The organism is Algoriphagus sp. Y33, assembly GCF_014838715.1.
In the GTDB taxonomy this organism is placed as follows: Bacteria; Bacteroidota; Bacteroidia; order Cytophagales; family Cyclobacteriaceae; genus Algoriphagus.
The window spans coordinates 3,421,613-3,436,267 of record NZ_CP061947.1 but is presented as its reverse complement, the minus strand read 5'-3'; the positions used below and the strand labels follow the sequence as shown (position 1 = coordinate 3,436,267).

The 14,655-nt window shown below is 39.7% G+C and carries 12 protein-coding genes; 9 read left to right on the top strand and 3 right to left on the bottom strand.

All coding sequences use genetic code 11. The features are described from left to right. The first annotated feature begins 606 nt into the window (after window positions 1-606). Window positions 607-1,461, top strand: coding sequence for an SDR family NAD(P)-dependent oxidoreductase (locus ID165_RS13800; RefSeq protein ID WP_192085412.1), 855 nt, complete (start codon window positions 607-609; stop codon window positions 1,459-1,461). 62 nt (window positions 1,462-1,523) lie between these two features. Then, entirely contained in the window at window positions 1,524-2,444 is a 921-nt protein-coding gene (locus ID165_RS13795) for an AraC family transcriptional regulator (RefSeq protein WP_192085411.1), read from the top strand. Window positions 2,445-2,499: 55 nt separating this feature from the next. On the opposite strand, the gene ID165_RS13790 is transcribed toward ID165_RS13795, so the two are convergent. Continuing rightward, window positions 2,500-3,204, bottom strand: a complete 705-nt coding sequence (locus ID165_RS13790; protein WP_192085410.1) for a LytTR family DNA-binding domain-containing protein — start codon at window positions 3,202-3,204, stop codon at window positions 2,500-2,502. Then, window positions 3,201-3,995: a sensor histidine kinase gene (locus ID165_RS13785; RefSeq protein WP_192085409.1), complete on the bottom strand. Its 795-nt coding sequence runs from the start codon at window positions 3,993-3,995 to the stop codon at window positions 3,201-3,203. The genes ID165_RS13790 and ID165_RS13785 overlap by 4 nt, the downstream gene beginning before the upstream one ends. A 199-nt stretch (window positions 3,996-4,194) precedes the next feature. On the opposite strand from ID165_RS13785, the gene ID165_RS13780 reads away from it, so the two are divergent. The 7 genes from ID165_RS13780 to ID165_RS13750 all read left to right on the top strand — a co-directional run bounded on the left by ID165_RS13780 (window position 4,195) and on the right by ID165_RS13750 (window position 13,216). Continuing rightward, window positions 4,195-5,067: an ABC transporter ATP-binding protein gene (locus tag ID165_RS13780; RefSeq protein ID WP_192085408.1), complete on the top strand. Its 873-nt coding sequence runs from the start codon at window positions 4,195-4,197 to the stop codon at window positions 5,065-5,067. Window positions 5,068-5,079: 12 nt separating this feature from the next. Next, window positions 5,080-5,592: a hypothetical protein gene (locus tag ID165_RS13775; RefSeq protein WP_192085407.1), complete on the top strand. Its 513-nt coding sequence runs from the start codon at window positions 5,080-5,082 to the stop codon at window positions 5,590-5,592. Further along, window positions 5,564-8,353, top strand: a complete 2,790-nt coding sequence (locus ID165_RS13770) for a M1 family aminopeptidase (RefSeq protein ID WP_225586730.1) — start codon at window positions 5,564-5,566, stop codon at window positions 8,351-8,353. The genes ID165_RS13775 and ID165_RS13770 overlap by 29 nt, the downstream gene beginning before the upstream one ends. 68 nt (window positions 8,354-8,421) lie before the next feature. Further along, window positions 8,422-8,796: a cupin domain-containing protein gene (locus ID165_RS13765; protein WP_192085406.1), complete on the top strand. Its 375-nt coding sequence runs from the start codon at window positions 8,422-8,424 to the stop codon at window positions 8,794-8,796. A 416-nt stretch (window positions 8,797-9,212) separates the two neighbouring features. Then, window positions 9,213-10,334, top strand: a complete 1,122-nt coding sequence (locus ID165_RS13760) for a TlpA disulfide reductase family protein (protein ID WP_192085405.1) — start codon at window positions 9,213-9,215, stop codon at window positions 10,332-10,334. Between the two features lie 529 nt (window positions 10,335-10,863). Continuing rightward, window positions 10,864-11,637 carry an AraC family transcriptional regulator gene (locus ID165_RS13755; protein WP_192085404.1) on the top strand — a complete coding sequence of 258 codons (774 nt, stop codon included), beginning with the start codon at window positions 10,864-10,866 and terminating at the stop codon, window positions 11,635-11,637. Window positions 11,638-11,701: 64 nt separating this feature from the next. Further along, entirely contained in the window at window positions 11,702-13,216 is a 1,515-nt protein-coding gene (locus ID165_RS13750; protein WP_192085403.1) for a S41 family peptidase, read from the top strand. A 632-nt stretch (window positions 13,217-13,848) separates the two neighbouring features. Here the strand turns inward: ID165_RS13750 and ID165_RS13745 are convergent. Further along, a complete protein-coding gene (locus ID165_RS13745; protein WP_192085402.1) occupies window positions 13,849-14,466 on the bottom strand; it encodes a YceI family protein in 618 nt (205 codons plus the stop codon). Window positions 14,467-14,655 lie beyond the last annotated feature (189 nt).

The window sequence follows — 14,655 nt, the reverse complement described above, 5'->3', positions numbered from 1 at the left end:
GGATTCGGAAAATACTAGCGTCAAGACCGCTTCTTCACGCGTCTTCGGTCATCCAGTAAAGCAAAGAGAATATGGTTACTGGCATCATTGCGGATAATCACATAATTTAAAGTCTCTCCTATACCAACCTGAAATGTGGGTAAGTTTTCGGTTTTCACCAAAAAAGCACTCTGTATATAAGGAATGAGCGTAAAAAATGATCCTCCGCAGGGAATCTTTTAGCCCTGGGTCAGGATGCAGAGATAGTAAATTCAGCCCATTCACCACTAGCGATTTAATTAGGGCTTGCTGAAAAACCGTTCGCATGAAAAATGGATTAATCATTCAAAATGATAGCTTTTGATCTATTACGGGCGTTTTTCAGCATGCCCTAACTACTGCAGTGATCCTGATTTGATGTATTCTTGTTTCCCTCTCTTTGATATTTTTAATCTTCTTCGACCCTCCCTCTGAGAAATTTTCTTTTGGGAATGGCTATAGCGAAAAGGACCTTTCAAAAGCTTTTGAGTCTTTCCTTCGATTTGGTTATAACTCTCCCTGTTTCGGTTACAAGTACCGGCGTCTCTATGCTGACATTTGTGCTGTACTTTAAACAGAAATACTACTATGATAGCTCAAAAAGAAAGGAAACCTAAAGTATGGTTTATTACAGGCACTTCACGTGGCTTTGGCAGGGTATGGACTGAAGCGGCACTTAAGCGTGGCGATCAAGTGGCGGCCACTGCACGGAATGTGGACAGCATCACAGATTTTAAGGAGAACTACGGAGAGAATGTTTTGCTTTTACCGCTGGATGTCACAGACCCCGTGCAGGTAAAGTCTTCTTTGCTGCAGGCAATGGATTATTTTGGCAGATTGGATATTGTTTTCAACAACGCAGGATATTCTTTGGTGGGTACCATTGAGGAATCCGATTCAGACGACGTCCGTGCACTCTACGAAACCAATATTTTTGGGCCACTGGCTGTAATTAAGGCAGCATTGCCTCTACTGAGAAAGCAGGGGTATGGTCATATCCTCGGCACTTCGAGCAACTTGGGACATGTCACGCTTCCGGTAATAGGTTATTACTGCTCCTCCAAGTGGGCTTTTGAATCCATACACGAAAGCCTGGCCACCGAAATTGCCCAATTCAATATCAAAGTCACCATCGTGGAGCCCGGTGCATATGCCACTGAATTTGGTAGTCAGCAATCTTTGAAGTTTGCCGAAGGAATGGAAATCTATGCCGGTTTTAAAGAGAAGTTTTTTGGAAATCTCAGCAGCATGGAGCGGGGTGATCCGGAAGCTACTCCAGACGCCCTCTTTGCAGTGGTAGATTCAGAGAATCCTCCGCTGCGGTTTAACCTGGGCAGTCATAATCTGCAGGGGATTAAATCAGCCTATAACGAACGGTTGAAATCCTGGGAAGAATGGGATGACGTGTCGAGGGCTGCACAGGGATTCGATGTTAATCACTAAATTTGAGCGGGATGGCATGTGTTTACCCAGTGAACCGGCCATCCCTGACTTATCTTCCGATTATGAAAAAAGAACCCGCCCACCTCAAGTTTGATTCCATCTCCGATGCGCATAGCGCATTTGGCCTGCCTGAGCCAAAACATCCGCTGATCAGTTTGATTACAGGAGGGACGGGAGGGAATATGATGACACCCGGAGGAACACATGTGTTGAATTTTTACAAGATCTCATTCAATCCCACGCTAAGTTCAAGGGTACGATATGGACAAGGCTATTATGATTTCAATGAGGGAGGAATGCTTTTCGCCTCACCGAACCAGATTATTGGTAGTGATGAGAATTCGACTGACCTGCCCGGGTGCTCGTTGAAGGCCTTAATTATTCACCCGGATTTTCTGCTCGGTTATCCACTGGCCCAGGACATCAAAAACTACGGCTTCTTTTCCTATTCTACCCGTGAGGCATTGCTGCTTTCACAAGAGGAAAAAGATACCATCGCTTCTCTGTTTAATATGATTGAGACTGAGCTTAACAGCCGTATCGATGATTTTAGTCAGGATGTGGTGATCTCCCAGATAGCACTCCTGCTTAATTTTTCAAATCGCTTTTACAAACGGCAGTTCATCACCCGAAAGGCGGTAAATCATGATATTCTTCAGCAGGTGGAAACCTATCTCGATGATTACCTGAACCGGGAGAAAGCACTGCAGCATGGCATTCCCAGTGTACAGTCATTGGCCCGACAGGTCAATCTGTCTCCCAACTACCTGAGTGACCTGCTTCGCTCACTTTCCGGTAGGAATACCCAGCAACTCATCCAGGATAAACTCGTAGAAAAAGCCAAGGATTTGTTGTCCACTACCAACCTGTCCGTGGGCGAGATTGCCTATCAATTGGGCTTTGATTACCCACAATCTTTCAGCAGATTATTCAAGACCAAGACAGAAGTATCTCCCTTAGAATTCAGAAGGTTGTTTAATTGAGATAAGAACTTTTCCGCACCGGTGATAGGCACGTTTAACATAGCGGATAATCATATTATTTCAATAACCGGTCCAGCTGTGACCTGAATAATTTACCAATGGGTACGGTGTATTTATCGATAATTAGTTGGTTTCCTTCTATGCTTTTGATGTGCCTTTTCGCCACCATAAATGACCGATGTACCTGGATGAAACCGTCTGTTGGCATGTGCTCAGGCAGTGAAGATAACACGCCACGCAAGGTGATGACTTCTTCTTTCAGGACAACTCTGACATAGTTGCCCGAAGCCTCTACAAACAAAATATCATCCAGTGATACTTGTATGTGTTTGTTAGTTGACCGTAGAAAAATTCGTTCTGGCCTGACCTCGGCAGCATTACTTTTCTCAATGGATGGCGTTTTGGAATTGGTTGAACATGCTTTATTGACAGCTTTCAAAAATCGTTCGAATGAAAAAGGTTTCAATAAATAATCTGATATGTTCAATTCATAGCCTTCCAACGCATGCTCTTTGTAGGCAGTAGTCACGATTACTCTGGGCTGGTTGGGCAGTGTTCTTAGAAATTCAAACCCATGCAGCTTAGGCATGTTCAGATCGAGAAAGATCAGATCAACAGGATTACTGCTTAGGTAGTCAATGGCTTCAATCGCGTCATAGCAGTCCTGCATCAGCGTCATGTTTGGCAACATCGAGCAATACTTTTTAATGATGTCATGGGCGATTGACTCGTCATCTACTATAATGTATTTAACGCTCATAAAGCAAGTCTTAATCGAATCTTATAAATGTCGGCATGGGTTGGGGATATTTCAAGCTGATACTTGTTCAAATAAACCAATTCTAACCGTTGCTTTAGGTTATTCAAGCCAATCCCTGCTTTATCGTCAATTTCCTCCGCATCAAAATTGTTTTCAATTTCAAAGTCCACATGCTGCTTAGTAGCCTTTAAGAAGATGTGAACAAATGCATCCCTTCGTAGTTTTTCTACCCCATGCTTAAAGGCATTTTCCACCATAATGATAAAGAGCAATGGCATGATTTTAACATTCCTGTCTTCCGTCTCTATATCAAAGCGGACAGCAATTTCCTTATGGTACCGCATACGATGTAAATCCATATAGTTCTCCAAAAAGGTGATTTCATCTGCTAACGTTACCCAATCATTTTGCCCCTCATAGATACTGTAACGCATCATATCGGACAGCTTGAGAATTAACTGCTGCGCCTTGCCAGGATCTTTCTCCACCAATCCATACAGGTTGTTCAGGGTGTTGAAAAAAAAGTGTGGATTAACCTGACTTTTTAAATGCATAAGTTCAGCTTGTTTTTTTTCCTTTTTCAGTCGGAGAATGGATTTGATCTGAATAAATATCCAGCGGATCAGCCAGATGGTCAGAGCAGTAAAAAACAGCAGGCTGAAAACTACAAAGCCGTCCTCATCTCCAAAAAAATCATTAAAAACCAGAATTAAAATGGCTGTAACTATAAAAAAGTACGGTACTGACTTTTGAAGAAGTCGCTTGCTAAAGATGTTCTGATAAAACGCCATTCTGCAAAGTTACCCAAAATTCAGACTGCAAATAGGGCTTGTTGCAGATGCATGCCCAGTTGTTATGAACGTATGCTCTAGTGGTATGAAGCGTTTTTTTTCATGAATCAGCAGTCCATACCGGGTGAACGCCTGTCTGTCCCGCATTTTTTTCCGATCACTTCGCACTGCATAGTATTGCAATCAAATTTAATTAATCATGGACGATCTGATCATAACCAATCTTTCTAAAACCTATCGCAACGGAGTGAAGGCACTCCGGCATGTTTCATTGCAAATACCCAAAGGAATGTTTGGTTTGTTGGGACCTAATGGAGCCGGCAAGTCAACACTTATGCGAACGATAGCAACGCTACAGGAAGCGGATCATGGAGAAATTCAGCTTGGGGACCTCAACGTTAAGGTGCACCCAAATGAATTGCGGAAAGTACTGGGTTACCTGCCACAGCAATTTGGCTTATATCCATCCCTATCCTCCGAGATGTTATTGAATCATCTGGCCGTTTTGAAAGGAATCGTAAATAGGCAGGAACGCAAAGAAATCGTAGACGCTCTTCTTCATCGGGTAAATCTGTATAGCGTTCGAAAGCAAAAATTAGGGGAGTTCTCCGGAGGAATGAAGCAACGGTTTGGTATTGCCCAGGCACTAGTGAACAACCCTAAGCTAGTGATAGTGGATGAGCCCACCGCAGGGCTTGACCCTGTTGAGCGAAATCGTTTTTACAACCTGCTTAGTGAAGTGGGAGAGCAAACCATCGTAATCCTTTCCACACATATAGTCGATGATGTGAAGGAATTATGTACCCGGATGGCGATTATGAACACTGGGAAAGTAATTATTCAGGGGAGCCCTATTGAAATTATAGAAAGCCTTCAAGGTCGATTGTATGAGAAGACAATCAACAAAAATGAATTGGACCACTACAAAAAAGAATACCGGGTAATCAGTGACCGGCTATACCTGGGGAAGCAAATTGTACATGTGATCAGCGACACCCATCCAGGGTTAGATTTCAAAGCCTTAGAGGCCAACCTTGAGGATGTTTACATGGCTCAAATCTTAAACGCTTAATCTTAACTCTTTATGTGGTATCACCTTTTTACATTCGAAATAAAATACAGGTTAAAGCGTCCTGAAACGTATTTTTTCTTTCTGTTTCTGTTTTTCTTCTCAATCATTGGGGTTGAATTTGTATTTCAGGGAATTGACTTGGGGTTAGTCAAGAAGAATTCTCCGCTCGTCATTGCCAAATCCATGGCGGCTATTGCAGGCTTGTCTATGATTATTGCATCCATGATCATGGGAGTGTCCGTACTGCGTGACTTTAAATATGACATTTCTTCCATTATCTATGTCACTCCAATCTCCAAAACAAGTTATTTGCTAGGTCACTTTTTAGGTTCATTTGTTGTGTTACTTTTCATTTTCAGCGGTGTCCTATGGGGAATGATGGTTGGAGAGTTTATGCCTTGGCATGATCCAAACGAATTTTTGTCGTTTCAAATTATTCATTACCTGCAACCTTTTTCTCTGGGTTGTATTGCCCATCTTGTTTTTTGGCGCAGCCGTGTTTTTTGTCACAGGCGCACTCAGTAAAAGTCTGATGGTGGTGTACACACAGGGTGTGGTGATCTTTGTGTTGTTCATCATAGCTAAAGCTATTTCCAATGAGACATTTCAAGCGTTACTGGATCCCTTTTCGCTTTCCACATTGACCCATGCAAGTAAAGACTGGACTGTGGTGGATAGGAACTCCTTACTCATCCCTATGTCCGGTATCATGCTGCTTAACAAACTCTTCTGGATAGCACTGGGAATTTCTGTCCTTATAGTGGGCTATAGTAAGTTTAAATTGATGGTTCTGCCCGAGAAAACCACCAGAAGTAAAAAACGAAACATCCAGGTCTCAACGGATCGTTTCGATGAAAACTTACCTCCGGTTACTCCTGTTTTTCATTTTAAAGCAAAGCTTGCGCAACTGCTTTTAAATACGTGGTTTCATAGTGTGTCCATTCTGAGGCTCGCCTCTTTTTGGGCGATCGTTAGCTGCTGCTTCATTGTTATACTGGTTAACTCTGTTAGCTTGGGCACTTCTCATGCAGTAGATAGCTATCCTACCACTTATCTGATAATAGAAGAATTGCGGGAAATGTCCCTTTACTTCTTTATGATCCTTTTGACGTTTTATTCAGGCGAAATCATGTGGAAGGAAAGAGATGCAAAGCTTGACCTCATCCATGACACCCTGCCGCTTGATAGCTTTGTTAATCTATGCAGCAGATTTCTGGCATTGCTGCTCATTTATTCCATAATAATGGGTTCTCTTATTGCTTCAGGCATGCTGTTTCAGACATTGAATAGTTACTATCGCTACGAATTGGATGTCTATTTCTTTGGATTTTTTCTAGAGCTGCTCCCATTCCTTGCGTTGTATACGCTTGCCGCCTTGTTCTTTCAAGCACTTACCGGGAACAAGTTTATGGGCATGCTGGTCACCATCGTATTTGCGATCATCAATGTAGCTATTAAGATGTTTGGCTTGGAGCATGTGTTGCTCAACTTCGGTGGGCATATGCTGCCTGCGTATTCGGATATGAACGGGTATGGTCACTTCCTTACACCCTACCTTTGGGTGAAACTCTATTGGGCGTTGTTTGGAACCCTGCTCTTAATCTTTGCCGGCATCCTTATGGTAAGAGGCAGTGAAACGGGGTTGAGAAAACGATGGATAAGAGGACGAAACCAGCTAAAAGGAACATTGGCTGTTTTTAGTTTGGGATGCTTTACGCTCTTTATCGGTATTGGAGGCTATATTTTTTACAATACCAATGTGCTGAATGAATTCTGGACTAAGGGTGAACAAGCTAGTTTCAGAGCTGATTATGAAAAAACGCTGAAACAATTTGAATATATTCCCCAACCGAAAATAATAGACGTCAACTTAACAATTGATCTATTCCCCTCACAACGGGCCTATGACATAGCAGGCTATTATAGGGTAACCAATACATCGCAAGTGCCCATTCGTGAAATTCACTTACAAAAAAAGATAGCCTCCAACGTGGAAGTAAAGGATGTAGCCTTTGATCGCAGCGTGACTTCTGACAACACGCATGAAAAATATCACTATACTATTTACGGGTTGGACCAACCGTTAGCACCGGGTGATACCCTGAAAATGACCTTTAGACAGAGCTTACAGCCACTGGGTTTTGAGGTTGACGATTCCGATCCGGATGTGGTATATAACGGGACGTTTTTTGACAATGCCGGGTTGCCGGGTTTTGGTTATCAGAATAAATATGAGTTGCAGGATGAAGATGATCGAAAAGATTTCAACCTAGCTCCACGTTTAGGAAAATCCAGCCGTGATGATGCGCGGGAATTGCTGAATGCACGTAGCGGAAGTGATTCGGAGGGTGTCAGGTTAGAACTGATAATCAGCACAGAAGCTCCACAAACAGCGTTGACGTCAGGCGATTTAGTTGCAAAATGGAATACGGGTGGTCGCAATTATTTTCATTACAAGACCAATAAGCAGATTATTCACTTTTATCCCGTTGTTTCAGCCCATTATGAAGTGTTTAGCGATAGTTTTGTTCCCTCAGGAGATACTGCAGGAGAGCCTGTTGACTTGGAAATCTATTATCAGGATGGGCATGAGTACAATCTGACCCGTATGATGGAGTCCATGAAGATGTCCTTAGACTATTACAGCACTCACTTCAGTCCATACCCCTACAAGCAACTTCGTATAGTGGAGTTTCCCAGATATCGCAGCTTTGCCCAATCGCTGCCAGGCATCATTCCATTTTCAGAGGCTATAGGTTTTGTGATGGACATTGATGATGCAAAGGATGTGGATATGGCCTTTTACGTTACTGCGCATGAAGTAGCTCACCAATGGTGGGGATTGCAACTGGAAGCAGCAAATGTACAGGGACAAAAGATGATTTTGGAAACGCTGGCACAGTATTCTGCCATGATGGTGTTTAGAGAGAAATATGCTGATGAAAAAGTTCAGAAATTCCTGAAACTTCAATCGGACACCTACCGGGAAGCGAATTTAAAATCAAAAGAGCAAGAGTTACCATTAGCGTTGGTTGGGAATGAAGAACACATCTACTATAATAAAGGGGCACTTGCTATGTACGAATTACAAAATCGTATGGGCGAAAAAAACCTGAATAGGGCTTTACAGAATTTCCTGAATGATTGGCGTTCTTTCCACAATCCCCAAAAGCCAACCCGCTATTCAACAACGGTGGATTTAATTCACTATTTTCGGGAAGTAGCACCTGATTCGTTACAAGGTACGATTACCGATTTGTTGGAACGGACAAATAGTATCAAGTAAAACAGGTGTAAACGAATTAGTAGAGCGACATCAAAACACTGAACTCAATTGCCTAAAATCAAAATAATATGCAAGAAATCAATTCAATCAATGTCATGGAGAAATTTTCATTGTTCGAAAAGCAATGGACCCCTCATATTATCGGAGAACTCAATGGGCAATATGTGAAGCTTTGCAAGCTTAAAGACAACTTTGTCTGGCATAGCCACGAAAATGAAGATGAGCTTTTTATGGTGTTTAAAGGGACATTACTGATGGACTTTCGGGATGGGCGAACAGTTGAAGTCAAGGAAGGCGAAATTTTAATTGTTCCCAGAGGTGTCGAACATAGACCACATACCAATGGAGAAATTGTATTTAATCTACTCTTTGAGCCGAAAGCAACGCAGCATACCGGCAATGTACAAAGTGAGTTGACGGTAAAAGAAATGGGGTGGATTTAACTAAGGTTAAAACAACGAAATGCTGACATCGGTTTGCCCATATAAACTTTTGCAACGGGCAACCCCATGCCATGCACAGCGTACCGAGGGACGCGTATCCTCTCATCCAAATCCAGTGAACAAGTATCCACAGGTTGGTGCAAGTCGCCGGTAAAGTCAAATGAAAAATTCCCCACGTACTGTTGACTATGAAAAGGGCTATAACATTAACGGGAGACAAAGGCACGGTTCGAATGAAGTGGGGGCAAGGATGTTACAGCTATCAAATGTTTCTGCAATGGTATGTGGTATATGCTATAAGCTTTTATCTTCGTTCCACGTTTGGGTTCGTGCCATAGGAAGCGGCTTCGAAAACGCAGGACGGTAGAAATACAAATGTTTTCTGTAAGCGTAACTCTTAAAATGATAAAACGAAAATGAACAAACTATTAATAGCAGGGCTGATGCTTTTTTGCACAACTGCAAATGCCCAAAATGATTTTAAAATTTCAGGAAAACTAAATGGGTTTGAGGAAAATGCACTTGTGAAAATTGAAAGGGAAAATATCATTTTGGACAGTTGTTACCTAAAAAATGGAAAATTTCAATTGAGCGGGTCTTTTGAGCAATCTCCAACACCCGCATATCTTACAATTGAAAATGGAGAAGATGTTGTTTACACCTCTTTATTCATTGGGAATGAAAATATAACGATCAATGCCAATAGTAAAGATTTTCCTTATGCTGTAAAAACAAACGGATCCGAATATGACCAGTTAAGATATGACTATAACCGACTGGAAGAAAGCCTGAATACTCGGCGAAAAATATTCCTTAACGAAATGTTTTCACTAAGAGAACAGGGAAAGTGGAATGACAGCTTGCAAAATGCTTATTGGAACAAATCTGAACCTTTGGGAAAAATAAGAAATATAGATAATCAATTGGATAAAATCAGAGATGAGTTTATTGACGAAAATTTCAATTCATATTATGGTTTATATCTTATAGGGGTTTATAAAACTGAAATTCCTAAATCAAAACTTCAAAATTATTTCGACAACCTTAGTCAAGAGTTGAAAAATACTGCATATGCAAAATCAATTAATTCTCACTTGAAAAATCCCGATTTAAAAATCGGAGAAAAATATTACGATTTTCCGGCTTTAGATAAAACCGGGAAAAGAAGATTGTTTTCGGATTATTTTAGCGACAAATATGTATTGTTGGATTTTTCTACTGTTTATTGTGGGTGGTGCCTAAAAGCCATTTCTGATCTTGAAAAGATTAAAAATACTCAAGGCGAAAAATTGGAAATCGTAACTTTTTATGTTGACAAGAACGAAAAAGGATTTGAGGAGTTAGTACTAAAACACAATGAAAAATGGAATGTTTTATGGGACAAAGAAGGACGTTTAAGCGATACTTATGCTAAATATAAAGTTTTTGGGACGCCGACATTTTATTTGTTTGACCCAAATGGGAAATTAGTACAACTGTTTAACGGCTATCTGGAAGACTTATCTGAACAGATTGAAAAGGCGATTATTAACAACTAGGTTTCCGTTGCGTGCGAGTCACTGCCTGCCCAGCACTGCTGGAAACAATGGAATCGCAGCTGCACTGCCTGTCCCGTATAGCGAAACGATTCGGGAACGGGCTTGTGTGCGGGGAAAGTATCATTTTATTCCCGCTTTTACTACTGCTCTTTACCATCAGAAAGCGCAACCGACTTTTAGCACACCCCTCCGGGCTTAAATTCGGAAACCATCAAACTCCTTATGATATATGGATGATTGTACCAAACAAGGGCCCTCTCTTCAGGAAAGGGATGGGGTGAGTGAATTGCCGTTACCCCCCAGTCCACACGAGCCACCAGACTATGCCGACGGGGAGATCTATACACATGTGCTGTCCACTTCCAATAAAATATCCAGAGTCTGCTTGACAGTATCTCCGAAATCAATAATTTGGTGTCAGCAGACCCCCTGACCTCTGTAGACGAGGAGAATATAGACGCAATAGGGTAGGGCAATGCCTGCCCACAAGTATTAGGCAACATCTGATAAAACGACTGAACAAGCAAGAATGGCATTCGATAATTTAGAATATATAACCATAGAAAACCAAACGACTGATTTCCCAAAACATTTTCACGAAACGTTTTGTATTTCACTTATTCACAAAGGAATTGAACAAATTGATTTTGACAATCAAAGCTTTTTTAGCGAAAAGGGTAGTATTTCAATTACCAATCCTTACGAAACACATTCCAACCCTTTGATAGATAAAAATAGTTGTCTGAAATTTGACACTATATACCTGTCAAACGACTTGATGAAATATTTGCTGAACGGAAAAAATATCAGGTTCGTTAACCGGAAAATCAATAATGAAAAATCAAACCAATTGTTCGTGGAACTCAAAAACGCTATGGACACAAGAAATCCTGAAACCGTTGGACTTTTCCTAAAACAATTTGTGAATACATTAAAATTTTACTCAGAAGAAGACGAAAAGGAATATTCCCAACAAAATCTTAACGGATTCAAAGAAATTAACAATTACATCGAGGATAATATTTACGATAAATTTTGCTTGGAAGACCTTTCAAGAATGGTAAATATCAATAAATATGGATTTGTCAAAAAATTTAAGGCTTCAACCGGAATGACACCGATGAACTATGTTTTGATGAAGAAAATTTTTTCCTGCAAAAACTTAATCGATTCAAATTCAGAATTAACCGAAATAGCTTATCGATATAATTTTACGGATATGTCCCATTTTTCCAAAACGTTTAAACGCTACGTTGGTATTTCACCAAAAGTATACCAAGAAAATTTTATCGACTTTTCATAATTGCCAAGATTATACAAGTGCTCTTTTCGGCATGCCCTTACATTTGGAGAAATTTAAAATTCGAATGAAAAATTATTTATCACTTCTTTTTGTCATCATGTCCAATGTCATATTGGCTCAATCCATAGAGGATACCTTTCCGCAGAAGAAGATGTACAAAGATTTGGAAGTATTTAAAAATATACGTCTTAAAGCCAATTCGGGACTTTACAAGTACCGGACAAAAGAGCAAATAGACAGTATTTATCATTGGGCTGAAAAAGAAATCGGGAAATCCAATACCTATCTTGACTTTTACAACATCATTTGTCAACTAACTGACTTTGAAGGCAGTTTGCATAATGATACGGGTTTACCCGAAAAACATTTAAAAAACCTACGAAAAGAAAGCTATGGCTATTTTCCATACCCTATCAAATGGATTGACGGTAAATGGATTATCAACTATGAAAACGGAGAAATCCCGCTTGGTTCTGAAATTGTTGAAATAAACGGAATTCCCATTTCAGAAGTTGTTTTAAACCTTTACAAGTATTACACCACCGACGGGCAAAATATTACGGGGAAAAGAATCGGTGTTAGAACCCATTTTTCAAAATTTTACAGGTTTAATTATGGACAACAGGAAAAATTTCATGTAACGTTCAAAGTGCATACTTCTAATCTAGAAGAAAGAAAGACAATTAAAAGTGTTGGTTATTCGGAATATTACAAACGTTTCAACAATAGGTATTCTAAACCCTTTGACCAAATATACTATGCCGACTTAAAAGACGAGCAAAAATACAAATACGAACAAATAGATACTTCTACAGGGCTATTAACTGTTTACACCTTTAGTATGGGAAATGAAACAACAGAAGAACACAAAAGCTACCTCGTTTTTCTCGATAGTATTTTTTCTAATATCAAGAATAAAAACATAAAAAATTTGATTGTGGATATTCGCCAAAATGGAGGAGGAACAGACCCAAATGATTTGGTTACTTATTCTTACCTAACACAAAGGAATTTTCAAGAAAACCAACAGGCTTGGATTAGTTTTAAAAAAATGCCTTACCTTAAATATGCCTATACGAAAATCCCAAGATTTTTAAGACCGTTGGGAGTCGGAAGATACAATAAAATGTTTCAAGAAGACTTTTATTTGGAAAAAGAGAATCGTTTTTACCAAGGACCGTTGAGCGGTGACCATAAAATTAGAGAACCAAATAGGAATGCTTTTACGGGAAACATCTATCTTTTAACAAGTCCGGCAGTAGCATCAGCAGGAAGTTTGTTTGCTGCAATGGTGACGGGAAATGAAAATGCAACGGTAATCGGTGAAGAAACAATGGGCGGTTATTATGGACATAACGGACATACACCTTTGGGCTATATATTACCTAAATCCAAAGTGGAAACATTCTTTTCGGTCGTCAATTTGGAGCAGGATGTTCCCAAAAAGTCGAATCAGATATACTACAGGGGAATTATTCCAGACTATGAAGTTTCGCAAACCACCGAAGATTATCTAAACCAAAAAGACACTCAAATGAACTTTGTACTTGACTTGATAAAAAGAAATTCCGCGGAATAAAAAACGTAGTATAAAACAGCTCTAGATCCATTGAAAACTGTATCATTAAATATTAACCAAAAAATAGAAGGGTTTTAAAATCTACGCAATTTCCTTTTGGTAGGAGATATAGATGGGGCAGATTATAAGGAAATTAAGGCAATTACCAATGAGACAATAGTTCAACTCTAGAAGCAACTGACATTGAATAAACCCAAGTCTGATTTGTATATGAAAAATTTTGTAAATCAGTTTGTTAGCAGAATTTCGAAACTTGACGAATTGTTTTTAAATACATCGACAGCCCAAAAAGAATGCTGATTGGTTTGATTTTTCCTGAAAAACTGTGTTTTGACAAATCTAAAAGTCGAACCGCTATAATTATTTCTATTGTCAATTTAATGTATTTGATAGACAGGGATTTACAGGGTGAAAAGAATGAAGAAAAGTCGCCTTTCTCTTATGGGATGGGGCTTGTGATACAGAAGTCGAACCATTTTGAGGGGGATTTGGAGCTTTTGGATTGGTTGTTTAAATCTCTTTAGGACATAATTTTGCAATGGTGTAGTAAGTTCCTCTGTGTAATAAATGAGGGATTTATGTCGATATCATCAGAAGTTAGAAATTGATAATACAAGAAATTTGATTGCACCTCAAATACTTTTCCGAACCCTTGGCAATATCGGATTTATTTTTCCATGTAAGTTAAAGTGGTCCTTTTCTGCAATTTCATGCACATTCCACGTTTCAAACTGAATGTCAGCATACAGTTCTATTTCGTTTCCTGCTTTATTTTGAGGTATGTTAATCTGGTCCTCGAAAACGGAAGAGTAAATTTTCCCCCTGAATTCAAATCTTGGAAAAGTCATTTTCTCATTGTCATCATAGTTACTTCTATCAATAGCCTCAATTACCATAATTCTGGAAACTTCCTGCATCATTAAGGTCCCAAACAGCTTATATTTTTTGTAGTCCCAAACAGCTATATCACTACTGATAAAACTGATCAGGGGATAACCAACCGTATTTCTATCACCAAATCCGTACAAGTGGTTTTCAATTCCGTTCGCTTCATCTCGGAAACTCGCCGTGTTAATTGTCAACACAAAAGCGAGGTCAAAAGGGTCGTTCCCCATGAAAACCATGGTGGCTTCAAAATCTGAAATTGCTGTCTTAATTGACTTGTTTGTGGTCCCGGAAACCTTCAAATATATTTTTGATTTCTGTTTATTTGCGGTTTTGAACACAGAAGAACGATAAGTGATATCCATTATGTTTAAGTTTATTTATTCCAAGAATCCTAATTTCTAGCTACCTTAGTAATTATAGACCAAAGGACGGTTTTTACCTATAGGATTACATTTGCCTTAAAGTATTGGTTTGGTATAGCTGTTCAAATTAAATTATGGTGCAAATTGTTAGACCTTTCCAATTATTATATTTAGATAGACAGTTAATGA

Bases quoted from the DNA above. Each gene is read 5' to 3' on its own strand.
- ID165_RS13800 (WP_192085412.1), top strand. From the start codon at position 607: ATGATAGCTCAAAAAGAAAGGAAACCTAAAGTATGGTTTATTACAGGC.
- ID165_RS13795 (WP_192085411.1), top strand. From the start codon at position 1,524: ATGAAAAAAGAACCCGCCCACCTCAAGTTTGATTCCATCTCCGATGCG.
- ID165_RS13790 (WP_192085410.1), bottom strand. From the start codon at position 3,204: ATGAGCGTTAAATACATTATAGTAGATGACGAGTCAATCGCCCATGAC.
- ID165_RS13785 (WP_192085409.1), bottom strand. From the start codon at position 3,995: ATGGCGTTTTATCAGAACATCTTTAGCAAGCGACTTCTTCAAAAGTCA.
- ID165_RS13780 (WP_192085408.1), top strand. From the start codon at position 4,195: ATGGACGATCTGATCATAACCAATCTTTCTAAAACCTATCGCAACGGA.
- ID165_RS13775 (WP_192085407.1), top strand. From the start codon at position 5,080: ATGTGGTATCACCTTTTTACATTCGAAATAAAATACAGGTTAAAGCGT.
- ID165_RS13765 (WP_192085406.1), top strand. From the start codon at position 8,422: ATGCAAGAAATCAATTCAATCAATGTCATGGAGAAATTTTCATTGTTC.
- ID165_RS13760 (WP_192085405.1), top strand. From the start codon at position 9,213: ATGAACAAACTATTAATAGCAGGGCTGATGCTTTTTTGCACAACTGCA.
- ID165_RS13755 (WP_192085404.1), top strand. From the start codon at position 10,864: ATGGCATTCGATAATTTAGAATATATAACCATAGAAAACCAAACGACT.
- ID165_RS13750 (WP_192085403.1), top strand. From the start codon at position 11,702: ATGAAAAATTATTTATCACTTCTTTTTGTCATCATGTCCAATGTCATA.
- ID165_RS13745 (WP_192085402.1), bottom strand. From the start codon at position 14,466: ATGGATATCACTTATCGTTCTTCTGTGTTCAAAACCGCAAATAAACAG.